Genomic DNA, 13,702 nt, shown 5'->3' with positions numbered 1-13,702 from the left:
ATCCTGATCGTGAAACCGACCATTTAATTCTGGGACAGACTTTTCAGAATAATACATCTCATTACAAACCCTAGTTTTTATCGCTTTTTTTTATAAACTGAGTGAGAAATACCGCTCCCAACATGGCGACTCCAAAAATTCCAATTACTTTTTTGTGTTCATAAACTTGATCAAATTTACTGTAATCTTGGGCGGTGTTATTAAAACTACCATGAACACCGTGATCCCCGGCCACTGGTTCCCAAAGATTGTGTTTTCTATCGGCATCCTCTAGATTTTCGGTCAACTGCCCATCAACTCCATTTCTGGCCATATAATGATCTAAAAATTGAGGTACTAGTTTATTGCCCCAAACAGTCTGAATGGTGGGATATCCTACCATTCTCTGTCGAACCCCAGATTTAGCCACATTTACAATTGCTCTTGCAGCGACCTCTGGTTGATAAATTTTACCCATGGGTTTAGGCTTTTTGTCAAACCTGGTCTTTACCCAACCAAACTGGGTGGTATTCATTGCCGGCAAATGTACTATGGAAAGATCTATATTTAGGTTATCATGTATTATCTCCGCACGCAATGATTCAAAAAATCCCTGAATGGCATGTTTGGAAGCACAGTAAGCAGACTGCAGTGGAATACCGCGATAGGAAAGCGCAGAACCTACCAGAATAATTTTCCCATAATTTCTCTGCTTCATTCTTTTTAATGCAGCCAGGGTTCCATAAACCTGCCCCAGGTAAGTTACATTGGTAACTCTGGAAAATTCTTCCGGATTCATATCTATCGCTTTGCTAAAAACACTCACCATGGCATTATTGACCCAAATAGCAATAGGACCAAGATTTTCTTCAGCAAAGCTTGCTGCCTCTTCCATCTCACGAGCATTTGCCACATCGGCAATATAGATCCATGCCTCTCCACCACATTCTTCAACATCCCTTTTTGAGCCCTCCAGTCCATCTTTACCTCTGGCAATAAGTAAAATTCTAGCTCCTTTTTTCGCAAATTCTATTGCTGTTGCCCTACCCACTCCAGCAGAGCCACCGGTGATTACAACACATCCATTAAGGCCACTTCTGTTATTATCTGATAATTTCATAGTTTGGTGTTTATTTCAATTTCGTGTACAAAATATTTTGTCAACTTTTTCTACTGAAGTTTCTGGAAACCAGCTCATGTCCCTTCAGCAATAAGGGTATTGATTAATTTTCTTTTGCCCGCAGATACTCCTTTATTATTTACACCTTGATTTTTACCAATTTCAAAGCCTTTAATAGAGTTTTCTTCTAAAGTAACCCTGAAAGTACTGGTGGCTTCATCAATAAAAAAATGTTCTATTTCCTTATTCAAATGTATAACGCCCACCGGACTTTTACTGGGACTTACGGTAAATTCAGCTGAAGTTTCTTCATTTTTTATATCGGTTACATACACCCAATTCTCAGGTGAAGGTATTGGTAATTCAATTTTTATATAATCATGTATCTCCAGCTCCTTCATTTTTTCACCTTCAGCATTATAAATTTGAAATTCTGCTGAAATCTCTGGTAATGCAGACCATCTGTTCACATCAAACAACTTTTGCTTAGAGCGAACAAACTTTTCCCTGGCAAGCTCCGGGGAATCAAATCTATTTTCGCTACTATAAGTTTTATCTTTTAATCTGCTTCCTGAATTTTGCTCTTGACTTTGCCAAAATTCCTTTATCCATCCCCATATACCCATTACTTTTCAGTTTAAATTGGATTTAACTCTTTCTCCCTTCATCATATCTATAACAAGGCCTGCCCACGTAAAATCTTGAGCACCGTAACCTTCTCCAGTTAGCGGATTGTAATATTCTCTGAAACCACTTTTCTCAATAAGCTCTTTGATACTGGAGGTCAATTTTCCAGCAAGTTCCTCGTATCCATTATTTTTTAAGTACTGGTGTAAAAACCAGTTATGCACAATCCAGGTAGGACCCCGCCATATATAGAGCGATTCCTTCGGATTAAACGCAGATGAATTTAAAGCTACAGATGGCAATGGATAGCTTGAATTAAATTCGTCACCCTGCACTAAATGTTTATCAATCACCTGTTTCTTAATTTTTTCAGATATTCCAGAAAGCACCACAGGATAAAAAACAGTAGGCGTTAGAATTTTTATTTTTTTATCTGTTTTCCCATACACATCGTAAAATGCTTTATTTTCCTTATCATACATAATCGTAACAATGCTTTCTGTTACTTCTTTTGCCCTGTTATAAAATACCTGCGCATCCCTGTCATCTACCTTTTCACATAATTCTCCCAGGCTTTGAAGATTTTGTGCATAAATCGTATTCAAACCCACTTCTTTAACCAGGAAATAGCTCTTCTTATAAATCTTTTTCAGATTATAATTATTCAGGAAATTTCGAAAATCCACCCAAATGACCTTCATGTAAAGCAAGTTATTGGCCTTTCCTTTAAAATTTAGCGGAACATCGAAAGTGGGTTTCCAATCCATGCCAGATTCGAAAGGTGATATGATACTAAGCAAATGATCACCTTCAAAATCACGGTTTTCAGCCAGCCAGTTATAATATCTTTTTAACTTCGGAAGTACTTGCTTTAAAAATTCCAGATCACCCGAAGCATTAACAATTCTGCTCACTGCCTGTGCAATAAGAGGTGGCTGGATAAGAGAACTCATATGACTGTTAAGGAAGTTTTTATAACTGAATTTCGACTGAAAAATATCTGCCCATCTACCTGGTTTCAATCGGTCCCAATAGATCATATGCCCAATAAAACCATCCTCCTCCTGAAGTCTTAACAAACTATGTATATGCTTCTCAGCCATTTCAACTTCATCTATAGCGACCAGAATAAAAACGTGAAAGCAGGTATCCCAAAAGAATTGGTAGGGATACCTATCTGGAGCAGGCCGGGTGTAATGATAACGTGGGCTATCATCCTCTTCAGCCATTTCCATATTCTCATAGATAATTTCCCTGACTTTTTTTAAAAGCTCTTCATCGCTCATTAGAATGCAAATAAGTTTCTATTTTACGTATTTATCCCAGAGGCCATATTCTTCTTTCTTCGGTCCACGTGGGAAAGAAAGTCCGGCTACCAATAAGCCTGCAACTAAACCGGTTATTTGCAATCCTAAAGTACTGCCATTTACCAGCCATGGCCCAATTGCGAGAACTAATCCAAGCAGAATATTAAAATATCTTCCGCGACGAACAATCTCTCCCATACATATTACCGAAGTAACCACAATAAGAGAACCGCTAAGGTGGAAAATATTAGAAGGCATGGTTTGAATCTTTACCCCGAATACTGCCGGTGCAAACATTACTGCAATACCTAAAAGAGTTGAAACTGCCAGCGTCCATGGAACACTCATTCCCCAAATGGAAGATTTATAAACGGCTACTGGTTTGTTGGGAAATTCCATAAGTTCAGTAGTACGATCATCTGTATTCTTTTCAAAAGCTTCTCCACCTTTCCAGAACACTTCCCACATATTATCTCCTCTCTTTTTCGCCTGCACCATATGTTGCCCCATTGCGATTACCTCATCAAGTTCCAGCGGGATCATTGGCAGCATAATAGCCGCGGCCAACAAACAAAAGGTACACCATTCTCCAACTATAATAGGCTGGGATATCACCAGAAATATATGGACCAAGCCTAAAGGAATGACTAAGATCCCAAAGAACGTAACCATCCATGGCATAGTTCGCCATCTGGAAGGACTTCCCATCCAGCCCATCAAAAATTCGAAGGTGTAAGCAAGCGCCCCAAAAGCTCCATCTGAAATTGGCAAAGAATGGGACATATTAGAATTTAATATTTTCATCGTGCTCTCCCCAAAGAAAGGATCTGCCGCAAAGTCTGTATATCCTAACTGAAATGTTCCGAGATAACGGGAAACAATCCACCCAAAAAAAGCTAGCACGATCATGATCCACCGCTGGGGCCAGCTGGAAGGATTATAGCTCCAGCCCGGAGGCACTACTGATCCCATTTTCATATAGGTGATCATATTCGGCATACCAGGAATAAGAATGGTCAATGCAATAACCATTACCCCTACCATGGTATCATTATTATAAATATAGGCATTGGGTGCCCAGAATATTACCGGAGCAAAATTCAGCCAAATCCCTATAAAACAGGCAATCCAAAGACTTATAGGTCGGTTGGGCGTTAGGGAACGCCATCCAAAGAACATGAGAAGCAATCCGCTGATTATATCGCTCCACTGCATGATCTGAACCCGCATTGCGTCACTCAGCCAGATAGATCTTCCTCCTGATGGCTGTACTATATCTTTTCCATAATCAAATGAAAAAGGGGAAACTACTAACCATGCTCCCAGAAGAATAAGCAACCAGTAAATCCAGAGGGTTTGCTTATGGTGCATGTGCAGCATTTTCATTCTGTCCATCCCATTATCCTCGCCATCGTCCTTTCCTTTCTTCATTTCTTTCTCGGCCATGGGTCTAGTTACTCCCCGACTCCCCATTCCAGGTGTTTCAGCCTTTTTTTCGTGGTTTTGATCTGCCATATTGAAAATAATTATATTATAATAAGACTCCTTTCCCTTATTTCAGAAATTCAATCAATCAGACTTAGAATAAACCTGTTAAATAAAAAACCCCACAAAATCTCCAGAGAAATAAATTCTCTATTGAAAATTTAATGGGGCCTTAACTATAAATTGATTTTACGCCAAAAACTCTACGCAGGCGCGTTCACATTCTTCACAGGCTTTAGCACAATCTTTACAATGCTGTGTTTCATGTTTGCTGCACTCGTCAGCACATTTCCTACATATTTCTTTGCAGTATTTAACAAGGCCGGTTACCTCTGCACCATCCACCGCAAGAATTTGATTCAAAGCAGCACATGCTTCAGCACAAATTCGATCCAGCCTGATACACTTTACCATTTTTTGAACATCGTCTTCTCCAAGGCAGGCATCTGCGCAATAATTACAATGGTTGATACAATTACCTAATGCAGTAATTAATTTTTCATTTCTCATAACTAATTGATTTTTATGGTTATACCATAAAGATAGAAATGAGTTCAAACCGATACTTATAAAATTATGGTAAGATCTTTCAGTTTTAAATAAATTTAACTTGTGGAAAGAATATTTAAGGTTTTTTTGTGTCTACCTGATTCCAAGTCCATCCATCCTGCTGTACCAGGGTTAGAAAAATTTTACGAAGATCTTCAGACTTAGTGTCTAACGCGTGATTCCCCTTGGACTTGTCAATTAAACTAAGTTCCTCTAATTTTTGTAGGGTTGAATATGCTGGAGTTTCATTACTGGCATTTATATGCGTTACCTCTTTTAAAACTTCAAAATAATTCTCGAAAGCAATATCTAATGGACGTAAGTCTCCTTGCTCTGGTTTTACCCTATCATTTAAGTTAAATGCTAGAATAAGATAGGCTTCGTAAAGTCTAGCAAGTTGTAAAATAATGGCATTCTTCTCTTTGTGATTATGGAAATAGTGAATTACGGGATAAGCCCTATGTTGCTGACTATATTTTATAATTGATCCAGATAGTTCGTCAACTTTAGAAGTATAGGATTGAAAGCTTTTACCATCCCAGAAGTTTAGGATTATTTTTTCAGGACTGCTCCCTAATATGCTAAGTCTTATTCCCAGTTTTCGTTGCTCTATAACTGCTGACAGTACAGGGATGAAATATGTGACCGACATAGTTAAGAGAATGAGGCCGGTAAAAGAATAAAAGCTGGTGAGAATCCTGCCCCCATTTCCGGCAGCTATAAAATCTCCCATGCCCAGGGTAGATAAGGTATATCCGCTGTAATAAATAATTTCCAAAAGATCTGCAGGAATTTGCGTGCTACTGTTAACAATAATTCCAGGTTGTGATATCAAAATAAGGACAAAACTAAACCACAATAAAAATACCCAGATTAAAACAATTGAAATCAACAATATATAACCTGCATGAGATAAGATTTTTGATTTACCATTACCACCGGAAATAAAAAGAAAAAGTTTCCAGAAGAGATGAGAATACCTACTAGTTAACCAGCCTCCTCCTTGCATAGACAATGTCGTTTGAAGTATATCCAGTACTGTAGCTATATAAATAATGAGCCCTAAAGCCAGAAATATTGCCATATCATAAATTATTACTCAGATCGTTTTAAATAGAATTCAATCCTGTCATTATAAAATACACTAGTAACGGTGAACTTTTAATTATAGCTATTTTGTACACTCATATCTGACCATGTTTAGTAAATGATATAAGCAGGAAAATACAGGTTTTAGTGTCCATGTCCTTCAGATTCGAGGTAATCGCCTTGAGGCCCTACTCCTTCTATATAAACCAATTGAGAACCATAATGTCCTGCTTCAGATACAGAATACGCAGCGAAGCCCAAAACCAAGAAAACCGCAATTTCGAAAATACGGTTCTTTTTAATCAAGAAGATACTTCCAAGTTTTAAAACGGCTGCCAGGGCACTGGCATAAATGGTCCATTCTGCATATATATCATGCTGTTCTAAAACCTTCTTTGCCATTTCGCTAAGATCATGGGTATGAGGATGCGCATACACTCCTGCAACATAAGCTCCTATAAATCCGGCACCGGCACATAGAAGTATTACCCAGTCCAGGTTTCTTTTAAGAACAAAAAGTTGAATTAATTGTAATATCCCACCTAAAAGTAAAAGTACTATTGGAAAATGTACTACTAAAGGATGCAGGTTAGGGAAGTCATCCAGATTAGCTTTAACTGGTTTATCCTGATTATTTTCAAGTTTGGTTGATGCATTAACTTCTTTCTCCAGATCTATAGTGTCAACCTGTTGGATCGTATCTTCTTCGTGGTTATGATGATAGTGCTCATCATCCTGTGCCCCTCCCAGTATGGGTAAGAACATCAAAAAAAATATAAGAACGGTTTTTTTCATAAAATTTAATTTTTAAAATAACCAATACCTGTCTCCTATTATAATTGGCCTGATTAATAATAATTACAGAAGCTAAAAATGAAAGAAAAGGAGGGAGAAAAAGAAATTCAACTAATTAATACTTAAGACCATCCCTCCATTTTCCTCAAACTTATTATTCATGTTCATCGTCATGGTCCATAGACTCATCATGACCCATTTCCATATCATCATCTTCCATTTCTCCATGTTCCATTTCCATATCAACGTGGTCATCTTCAGTAGTTTCCCTGCAGGAGAGCATCGTAAGATTAAAAGCTCCCACAAATAAGACCAACATTAGAATTCTTAATTTTTTCATGATATTTATTTTTAAAGGTTTATTAAAATATTGCTTGTATGTAACGTATTTTTAACTGAAAAATAACTTCTTTCTGGACCCGGTTCAGAATCTTATTTCAAGATAAATCAGGGTAATTTGCCGACCTTAAAACTACCTAAACATCAGGACAGGATGATAAAAGCACTTTTAAGATAGAAAAACAGCTAATCAATAAAAACTATAGATTATGAATAACTTTTTCCAGTTTCTCCTTAATCTCTTCGGCTATCTCACCCAAATCTCCATTATCAACGGCCTGCATAGAAGCTATAGGGTTAACTGCGGCTACTTCTATCTCCCCGGCTTCCTTTTCCTGAACAATAACGTTGCATGGTAGCATGGTACCAATCCTATCTTCTGCTTTTAATGCTTTATGCGCATAAGGAGCGTTACAAGCCCCCAGAATGCGATAATTCCTAAAATTTACATCCAGTTTCTTCTTTAAAGTCTCGGTAACATTGATTTCGGTTAAAACCCCGAAACCTTCTTTTTCGAGTTCCTGGGTAACTTTTTCGAGTACCTGCTCAAAATCTCCTTTTATCGTTTTATTAAAATAGTAATTCATGATCTGTTTTTTTTAAGAATACTTTTTTGCTCTTCAAACTCGTCTTTACTTATTTCACCTTTTGCATACCTTTTTTTAAGGATTTGCAAAGGCTCTTCGAGGTTGTTTTCATTCTTTGTTTTCCAACGACTAACGGGCAATAAAATCGCGGCCAGAACAACAGCTCCTATTAAAATCCACCAGTACATCATCATAATTTCAAAAATTATGGTTTCTGTTTATGGTCTTTATGCTTCTCCCCTTCTTTTTTGGATTTGTCCATATGTTGTTTCATTTTTTCCATCATTTCAGGATCGTCATGCATTTTTTCCATCATTTCCTTCATCATTTCAGGGTTTTCTTTCATTTTTTTCATCATTCCCTGCATCATTTTTTTTCTGAATTCAGGATCTTTCTCCATGGAATGCATCATCTCATGCATCATTTTTTCTTTCATTTCTGGATTTTCCTTCATTTTCTTCATCATCATTTTCCCCATCATTTCTTTCATTTCGGGATCTTTTTCCATCTTTTCCTGCATCATTTTTTTCATTTTCTCCTTCATCTCAGGATTCTTCTTCATCATGGCTTCCATTTTCCCTGATTCCATCATTTGCATATGGTTCTGCATCAATGTTTTCTTTGCCATTTCATTGTTGGCAGCCAGATCCAAAAGCTCATTGAATTGAGCCGGATTGCTGATGATTTCCTGATAAACCGCATTTCTGTTTTGCTGTGTTTCCATCGCTTCGCTGGCATTAAAAGTTGCATTACAACTTATGAATGTCGCAATAGTTCCTACTAAAAAAGTTACTTTTAAAATTGTTTTCATTGTAATTTGTTTTAAATGGTTGATAAAAGTTTTTGTTTTAAATAATACTAAGCTTTCAAGGATAACCTCGATTCCGGTATTTGCTAAACTATTTTAAAGTTTCTCATCATGCCCATATCCTCATGCTCCAGATTGTGGCAATGGTAGAGAAACAATCCTTTAAAATCTTCAAATCGCATGATCAAATCCATTTGCATACCTGGCAATAGATAAACACTGTCCTGCCAGCCTTCGTTAATAAAACCGTCTTTAGTAAGCTCCCAGAGTTTCTGGTCTACTTCTTCAGTCTTCCGGTTAAGAATATTGAATTGTAGCTGGTGAATATGAACCGGGTGTGGCATTTGCATCATATTACCCATGCCTCCCTGACCGCCCATCATTCCACCATTGCCATGCATTCCTCCACCCATCATTCCGCTGTCATCATCAGAATCTGAAGAAAACTGGTTTCCATTATTGATACGCCAGATTTCGGTAGTATCTAATTTCACAGTCTCTTCTTCGGCTACTTCAGTGCCGTTATAGATACGCCCATTAATGGTCCATTTCATCATTCCGCCCATAGCAAAAGTGAAAGTTCTGGGGTTGTTTTTATTAATGGCATCTGTGGCTGCCAATGTATTGAAAGAACTGAGCTCACCAGGTAATTGAGCATTGTTTTCTGCGGAAGCCCCCACCTTTATTTCCAGAATATCAAACTGAGTGTCATAAGGCAAGTGATTGCTACTGCTATTTCCCATCATCCCGCCATTCATCATGCCACCACCCATCATCTCCAGTGGGATAGGTAAATGGACCAGTTTAATACGACTATTTTCTGACTGTTGAGATAAATCCAACCAAACATCTATCCGTTGGGCCGGCCCTAGCATTAAATAAGGCATTCTTTTTGGCGCTTTAAGCAGACCTCCATCTACACCCAATACGGTTATCGCTTCGCCGTGATCCCATGCCAATTTATAGGCACGGGAATTGGAACCGTTTAAGAGCCTTAAACGATATTTCCCGTTTGCGCCCAGGTTCAGGGTATTATCAATTTTACCATTGATCAATATTTGCTCACCTAAAAAACCCTGCATTCGATCCATCTCTCCATCACCTAGGTATTGGAGCTGCCTATTATCATTAAAAGTCCTGTCCTGGATTACCACGGGAATATCATATTCACCCTGGGGTAAATTTAATTTTTCTTCATCTTTATCAGATACGATAAACAATCCTGCCAGTCCCTTATATACCTGTTCCCCTGTATGTTTATGCGGATGTGGGTGAAACCAATACGTTCCAGCCCTGTTCATCACTTCAAATTCATAATAATAGGTTTCGCCTTCACTTATTACATGCTCTGGGTGGCCATCATTCTCGTGAGACACGTGCAGGCCATGCCAATGTACAATAGATTCGGCCGGAATCTGGTTTTCATACCTCACCCTAACCTTATCGCCCTTTTTTACCCGAATAACAGGTCCTAAATAGCTACCCTCTATATTTTGTAAATTACCTTCACTACCTTTTATAATAGATGCTCTATAGGAATATGTTTTGGTACTACTTTCTGGATAGATGCCGGTCTGGGAAGGTAATGCGGTAAGTTGTAGATCTAAATCGGCAATAAAATCCTTGTTCATTTTATTTACGGTCTCGGGATGCCGGGTGGAGGCATCCGATTTACAGGAGGCAAAAAAAGGCATTACATAGAAACCTGCAGCTGCCAGGCTTGCAGTTTGTATAAAATTCCTTCTGTTTACGTTTTTTTTTATCATTATATTATTTTGAATTGCATTCGTAAAAATTTCAGCACAAGGAAGGTTAAAGCCCCGCTTAAATTTTAGATACTTAGACAACTTAAAAGTCGTAACAAACTAACAGCTCCTAATTCGTCAACCCTTTTTCCGGAAGTTTTCGATTTAAAAACCATCTTTCACCTAGAAAAATGAGCAACATAGAACCAAATGCTATCCAAATAAGTGCAGGATCCCTTTCTATTTTAATAAAAACAAAAGAACTTAATACCACTAGATCCAGAATTATGGCACTAATTACGATCCAAGCTTTCGCCTTTATATCTTCTCTCATTTTGGTAAGCACCCCCCAGTGAATAATAATATCCATAACCAAGTAATAAATTGCCCCAAGAGAGGCTATCCTGGAAAGATCGAAAAAGATAGTAAGCACAATAGCAATTACTATAATATACACCAGCATATGCTTTTGAATACTTCCTTTCATGCCAAAATGGCTATGTGGGATTAGCTTCATATCGGTAAGCATAGCCGTCATTCTTGACACCGCGAATACGCTGGCAATAACCCCTGAAATCGTAGCGATTATGGCTATAGAAACCGTAAACCATAAACCAAATTGGCCAAATAAAGGCCTCGATGCTTCCGCAAGACTATAATCCTTTGCTTCAATTATTTCAGGAATACTTAAATTGGAAATAACCCCCCAGGAAACCAGTAAATAGGTCACCCCGCAGATCAATAAAGATATGACAATGGTCCTGCTTACATTTTTATGCGGATTAACAATTTCACCTCCACTGTTGGTGATCGTCGTAAAACCCTTATAAGCGAGGATCGATAAGGCAAGTGCTCCAAGATATTCCATAACTCCCCTTTCCCCGCCGGTATCTCCTGAAGGTACTAAATCTGATACTACAAAACCCGAAGCATATATAGCTCCTCCGGCAAAGATCAATAATCCACCGGTTTTGAGGATCGCCATGGCTAGGGAGGATTTCCCTATTACTTTATTACCTGAAATGTTAATTACAAAGGCTAAAATGAGTAAGCTTACTCCTAAAACGGGAATGAGATAACTGTCTTTTGGCGCATCGAACAATTGCAAAGTATAACTACCAAAGGTCCTGGCCACCAGACTTTCATTAATAATCATAGAGAACGTCATCAGTAAAGCTGCAAAAGCAGTTACAAGTCCCTTTCCATATGCTTTCTCCAAATACATGGCGATACCTCCTGCAGATGGATACGCATTAGACATCTTGTTATAGGAATAAGCACTAAATCCTGATATAATTCCACCCACAATAAAAGCTATTGGAAAATACTCACCAGAAAGTTCTGCCACTTGACCAAGAAGCGCAAAGATTCCTGCACCAATCATAACATTGGTACCCATAGAAATGGCTCCTATCAGACTTAAACTGTTTTTTTTGTAATTTGACATATTGTATATCTTAAAACCAGATTTCTAAACCGGTCCCGCCCCAAAGCGGTTATCATAACTACCAATTACCTGGATTGTTTTGCTCACTACATATTCCATCCCCACTTGCCAGATAGTTTCATTTTCAAAATTTGAACCTTCAGGAAGATCATTCACCCAGCCAAAATCTATCTGGTATTCGTCTTTCCTGTTGACTAAAAACTGTACTTACTCCCATAAGAAAGAGATCTAGCAAATTCATTTTTATCAGTTCTCGCATATAATTTTCTTAATTTTTAACTTCACTCTCTCCAAGAGATTTCCTTCCTTAATGTAAGAGCTGTAAAATATTCAGATTAATTCTCCTCGTTTTTCAGTCGATAAATGATCTTCTTCATTTGGGCAATTTCGCGTTTCTGTGCTTCAATGATCTCCTCGGCTAGTTTTTTGGTTTCAGGATCTTTAATATCTGCCCTTTTACTGGTTAATATCGCAATGGAATGGTGGGGGATCATAGCCTTCATATATAAAACATCCCCAATGATAGGTCGTTGTGCTCTTACAAGACCTAAGGCCGAAATAAATAACACCAGGCTACCAATATAAATAGCGATGTTCTTTTTTTTGTTTTTATACATTTTCAGCATAAGAGATAACATGATCACTGCCATAGCTGCAATTCCCAAACAGGTCATATAAAAGCGGGTTAAACTAAAATATACATGGTCAAACTCATATGTATTCATGTACATCGTGATATACATAGCTAAAAAGGACAGACCAAGCATTAGGAAAAACCGACCATAATTGCTTCCACCAGACTTGTGGTTATTGTTATTTTCTGAATTCATCTAATTGGGTTTTTAAGGTTTATTGGGAAATTTTACTTTTCTATAGTTTTTTTTACGGAACCACAATTCAGCATTTTATCACCGAAATATGGATTTTTAATCTCCTCTACATCAGCATACCAGTATGCACCATCATTATTAAAAGCCATAGGACAGAATTTCTTGTAAATGGTCCCACCGGATAGGGCTTCCTCAAACATAGGCCCAGCCAATTCTGTAAACTTTGAAAATAACCTTCTCTGCTCCTCAATATCGTCAGTGTCTCCCAACTGCGCAGCAATTGATTTTAATTCTGCACGATCTTCTGAGAAAGAATCGACCATACTTTTCGCTGCATCCTTTGCCTGGCCGGAGTCATCATTGGTAAGTGCCATTTTGATTTCAAGATAGTTATGCCAGATCTTCCCCGTCATACCATCTATAAAATCCTGATCGGCAACATCTGCGGTTTTTTCTTCATTTTTTTTCACTTCCTGAGGCGTGTTTACTTCGACAGATTGGGTTTCTTTTTTATCCACACAGGAAGCTAATAGTAAAACTAATAAGGGAGCAATTCCCAACTTAATGATAGATCTCATAATATTAATGGTTTGGTTAATTGGTTAGGTTGATTTTTTTACACCTCTATTTATTTAAATTAATTAAAAAATTGTAGTATTTGTTATAATTCTCAACATCGATTGAATTGAGAGAGATAAATATATTTTAGCTAAAGGTTAATTAAAGTGAGCTTGCTTCTAAGGAATAGCAAAATTAAAAATCGATGAAATCAATTTCTTATGTTTTTATGGGAAAAACTTTCACAATTAAGTTTATTTAACAAAAAAGTGACATTTTATAAGAAATGAATTATAGATTCTATGGAGAAGGAATAATAAATTTCAAATTACCAAATCAAAAATTGATAACACTATCCAAAGCTTCATCAGCATCCCTATGGATAAAATTTGCCTGATAATTTAAAGTGGTTTTTAAATCACTATGTCTATATAATT

General features: G+C 37.5%; 16 protein-coding genes. All 16 read right to left on the bottom strand.

Annotated elements, in window-relative coordinates; translation table 11 throughout:
* Positions 1–70: 70 nt before the first annotated feature.
* Positions 71–1,099, bottom strand: a complete 1,029-nt coding sequence (locus Q1K34_RS13525) for an SDR family oxidoreductase (RefSeq protein WP_011709076.1) — start codon at positions 1,097–1,099, stop codon at positions 71–73.
* A 74-nt stretch (positions 1,100–1,173) separates the two neighbouring features.
* Positions 1,174–1,725 (bottom strand): hypothetical protein, encoded by a 552-nt coding sequence (locus tag Q1K34_RS13520; RefSeq protein WP_011709075.1) that lies wholly within the window; start codon positions 1,723–1,725, stop codon positions 1,174–1,176.
* Positions 1,726–1,731: 6 nt separating this feature from the next.
* Positions 1,732–3,012 carry a trehalase family glycosidase gene (locus Q1K34_RS13515; protein WP_011709074.1) on the bottom strand — a complete coding sequence of 427 codons (1,281 nt, stop codon included), beginning with the start codon at positions 3,010–3,012 and terminating at the stop codon, positions 1,732–1,734.
* An 18-nt stretch (positions 3,013–3,030) separates the two neighbouring features.
* A complete protein-coding gene (locus Q1K34_RS13510) occupies positions 3,031–4,548 on the bottom strand; it encodes a vitamin K epoxide reductase family protein (protein WP_300439918.1) in 1,518 nt (505 codons plus the stop codon).
* A gap of 159 nt (positions 4,549–4,707) precedes the next feature.
* Positions 4,708–5,028: a four-helix bundle copper-binding protein gene (locus Q1K34_RS13505; RefSeq protein ID WP_241552031.1), complete on the bottom strand. Its 321-nt coding sequence runs from the start codon at positions 5,026–5,028 to the stop codon at positions 4,708–4,710.
* 115 nt (positions 5,029–5,143) lie between these two features.
* Entirely contained in the window at positions 5,144–6,151 is a 1,008-nt protein-coding gene (locus Q1K34_RS13500; protein WP_241552030.1) for a potassium channel family protein, read from the bottom strand.
* Between the two features lie 149 nt (positions 6,152–6,300).
* Positions 6,301–6,951 (bottom strand): DUF2231 domain-containing protein, encoded by a 651-nt coding sequence (locus tag Q1K34_RS13495; protein ID WP_300439913.1) that lies wholly within the window; start codon positions 6,949–6,951, stop codon positions 6,301–6,303.
* Between the two features lie 154 nt (positions 6,952–7,105).
* A complete protein-coding gene (locus Q1K34_RS13490; protein WP_300439911.1) occupies positions 7,106–7,291 on the bottom strand; it encodes a hypothetical protein in 186 nt (61 codons plus the stop codon).
* A gap of 199 nt (positions 7,292–7,490) precedes the next feature.
* On the bottom strand, positions 7,491–7,877 hold the full coding sequence (locus Q1K34_RS13485) for a DUF302 domain-containing protein (RefSeq protein WP_300439908.1): 387 nt from the start codon (positions 7,875–7,877) through the stop codon (positions 7,491–7,493).
* Positions 7,874–8,071, bottom strand: coding sequence for an SHOCT domain-containing protein (locus Q1K34_RS13480; RefSeq protein ID WP_241552026.1), 198 nt, complete (start codon positions 8,069–8,071; stop codon positions 7,874–7,876). Before Q1K34_RS13480 ends, Q1K34_RS13485 begins: the two co-directional genes overlap by 4 nt.
* An 11-nt stretch (positions 8,072–8,082) precedes the next feature.
* Positions 8,083–8,688, bottom strand: coding sequence for a hypothetical protein (locus tag Q1K34_RS13475; protein WP_083645394.1), 606 nt, complete (start codon positions 8,686–8,688; stop codon positions 8,083–8,085).
* A gap of 83 nt (positions 8,689–8,771) precedes the next feature.
* Positions 8,772–10,451 (bottom strand): multicopper oxidase domain-containing protein, encoded by a 1,680-nt coding sequence (locus Q1K34_RS13470; protein ID WP_300439901.1) that lies wholly within the window; start codon positions 10,449–10,451, stop codon positions 8,772–8,774.
* Positions 10,452–10,560: 109 nt separating this feature from the next.
* Entirely contained in the window at positions 10,561–11,877 is a 1,317-nt protein-coding gene (locus Q1K34_RS13465; RefSeq protein ID WP_083645392.1) for an APC family permease, read from the bottom strand.
* A gap of 24 nt (positions 11,878–11,901) precedes the next feature.
* On the bottom strand, positions 11,902–12,033 hold the full coding sequence (locus Q1K34_RS13460; protein WP_011709062.1) for a hypothetical protein: 132 nt from the start codon (positions 12,031–12,033) through the stop codon (positions 11,902–11,904).
* A 179-nt stretch (positions 12,034–12,212) separates the two neighbouring features.
* Entirely contained in the window at positions 12,213–12,707 is a 495-nt protein-coding gene (locus Q1K34_RS13455) for a DUF305 domain-containing protein (RefSeq protein WP_241552021.1), read from the bottom strand.
* Positions 12,708–12,739: 32 nt separating this feature from the next.
* Positions 12,740–13,285 (bottom strand): DUF3347 domain-containing protein, encoded by a 546-nt coding sequence (locus Q1K34_RS13450; protein ID WP_083645390.1) that lies wholly within the window; start codon positions 13,283–13,285, stop codon positions 12,740–12,742.
* Between the last annotated feature and the right edge of the window lie 417 nt (positions 13,286–13,702).

The organism is Christiangramia sp., assembly GCF_029937855.1.
GTDB lineage: Bacteria > Bacteroidota > Bacteroidia > Flavobacteriales > Flavobacteriaceae > Christiangramia.
This window is presented reverse-complemented; position numbering and strand designations above follow the sequence as displayed.

What these genes read in the sequence shown, in the direction of transcription:
- Q1K34_RS13465 (WP_083645392.1), bottom strand. Translation starts at nt 11,877, where the DNA reads ATGTCAAATTACAAAAAAAACAGTTTAAGTCTGATAGGAGCCATTTCT.
- Q1K34_RS13450 (WP_083645390.1), bottom strand. Translation starts at nt 13,285, where the DNA reads ATGAGATCTATCATTAAGTTGGGAATTGCTCCCTTATTAGTTTTACTA.
- Q1K34_RS13470 (WP_300439901.1), bottom strand. Translation starts at nt 10,451, where the DNA reads ATGATAAAAAAAAACGTAAACAGAAGGAATTTTATACAAACTGCAAGC.
- Q1K34_RS13480 (WP_241552026.1), bottom strand. Translation starts at nt 8,071, where the DNA reads ATGATGATGTACTGGTGGATTTTAATAGGAGCTGTTGTTCTGGCCGCG.
- Q1K34_RS13475 (WP_083645394.1), bottom strand. Translation starts at nt 8,688, where the DNA reads ATGAAAACAATTTTAAAAGTAACTTTTTTAGTAGGAACTATTGCGACA.
- Q1K34_RS13515 (WP_011709074.1), bottom strand. Translation starts at nt 3,012, where the DNA reads ATGAGCGATGAAGAGCTTTTAAAAAAAGTCAGGGAAATTATCTATGAG.
- Q1K34_RS13455 (WP_241552021.1), bottom strand. Translation starts at nt 12,707, where the DNA reads ATGAATTCAGAAAATAACAATAACCACAAGTCTGGTGGAAGCAATTAT.
- Q1K34_RS13485 (WP_300439908.1), bottom strand. Translation starts at nt 7,877, where the DNA reads ATGAATTACTATTTTAATAAAACGATAAAAGGAGATTTTGAGCAGGTA.
- Q1K34_RS13525 (WP_011709076.1), bottom strand. Translation starts at nt 1,099, where the DNA reads ATGAAATTATCAGATAATAACAGAAGTGGCCTTAATGGATGTGTTGTA.
- Q1K34_RS13505 (WP_241552031.1), bottom strand. Translation starts at nt 5,028, where the DNA reads ATGAGAAATGAAAAATTAATTACTGCATTAGGTAATTGTATCAACCAT.
- Q1K34_RS13495 (WP_300439913.1), bottom strand. Translation starts at nt 6,951, where the DNA reads ATGAAAAAAACCGTTCTTATATTTTTTTTGATGTTCTTACCCATACTG.
- Q1K34_RS13510 (WP_300439918.1), bottom strand. Translation starts at nt 4,548, where the DNA reads ATGGCAGATCAAAACCACGAAAAAAAGGCTGAAACACCTGGAATGGGG.
- Q1K34_RS13490 (WP_300439911.1), bottom strand. Translation starts at nt 7,291, where the DNA reads ATGAAAAAATTAAGAATTCTAATGTTGGTCTTATTTGTGGGAGCTTTT.
- Q1K34_RS13500 (WP_241552030.1), bottom strand. Translation starts at nt 6,151, where the DNA reads ATGGCAATATTTCTGGCTTTAGGGCTCATTATTTATATAGCTACAGTA.
- Q1K34_RS13520 (WP_011709075.1), bottom strand. Translation starts at nt 1,725, where the DNA reads ATGGGTATATGGGGATGGATAAAGGAATTTTGGCAAAGTCAAGAGCAA.